This window comes from Variovorax glucosi, assembly GCF_051216695.1.
Taxonomy (GTDB): Bacteria; Pseudomonadota; Gammaproteobacteria; order Burkholderiales; family Burkholderiaceae_C; genus Variovorax.
Genome location: NZ_JBPJZE010000398.1, coordinates 1 through 1,035, shown reverse-complemented (window position 1 = coordinate 1,035; position 1,035 = coordinate 1). Strand labels below are relative to the sequence as shown.

Here is a 1,035-nt window from a genome sequence, read left to right as displayed (position 1 = left end):
GTGACCCTGAGCACTTCGATGACGTTGGGAGTGTCCCGAAACGCCTTCAGCAAGCTCTGCCCCTGTTCCGCAGCGGCGCCAATTCGGATGACCGCATCGATCGGGAAGCCCAGCTTGGCCCAGTCGACCTCCGCGCGGTAGCCCGTGATGACGCCGCGCTCCTTTAGCTTTCGAACACGCTCTGCGCAAGCAGGACCGGTCAGGCCCACCTCGGCGGCCAACGATTTGAAAGATGCCCGCCCGTCGACGAGCAGCAACTGGACCAATTTCAGGTCGATCGAGTCAAGAAAGTTTCGCTCTGCCGTTTCCAAGAATTTTGCTCCTTCAGTCGCACGTCGCTTTAATTAGCAAAGACCACTTCATTGATATCGACCGGAAAATTTAGCATTCGCAAACGATATTGTGAGTCCAAGCATGAACCGAAATCAAGTCACCACCGATGGTTTTTCCTTCGTCGAGTTCGTGTGCACGAGCTTGGACGAGCTCGTTCCGTTGTTCGCAAAATTTGGCTTCAAGGCCGTTGGCCAATCGCCCAGAACATCGGCGGTGCTGATGCAGCAGAACGGAGCGAGCTTCATCGTGAACCCCGCGCCCAATCCTTTCCGCGACGTTCATGGGACATCGGTCCGTGCCATCGGTATCAAGGTGGACGATGCGCAATTGGCGCTGAGCCAAGCGCTCAGCGGTGGCGCGAGCGAGGCCATTCCCGACGCAGAGGGCGCATTTGCGATCGAAGCGCCAGCGATCATCGGGATCGGTGGCAGCTTGGTCTACTTCGTGAGTGGATCGCTGGCCGAGGAATATTCCGCGCCCTACGCGATGCCAATGGAGCAGCAAGACGCGTCGATCATCGCGATCGACCACACCTCGAACATCGTGCGCCCGGCCAACCTCGACCTGTGGGCCGACTTCTACAAGAACACATTCGACTTCACGCAAAAGCAATATCTCGATGTCAAAGGCAAGATGACCGGCATGCGTGCGCGCTCGATGGTGAGCCCTTGCGGCAAGGTTTCCATCCCCATCGCAGCAGCG

The 1,035-nt window shown here is 57.9% G+C and carries 1 protein-coding gene and 1 pseudogene; one reads left to right on the top strand and one right to left on the bottom strand.

The window, feature by feature from the left end; translation table 11 throughout:
- Window positions 1-311 (bottom strand): Lrp/AsnC family transcriptional regulator (locus ACSFA3_RS25980; RefSeq protein WP_435508182.1); only part of this gene is annotated, 311 nt, incomplete at its 3' end.
- Between the two features lie 91 nt (window positions 312-402).
- Here ACSFA3_RS25980 and ACSFA3_RS25975 point away from each other — a divergent pair.
- Window positions 403-1,035, top strand: a pseudogene (locus ACSFA3_RS25975) (4-hydroxyphenylpyruvate dioxygenase); the annotation flags it as partial.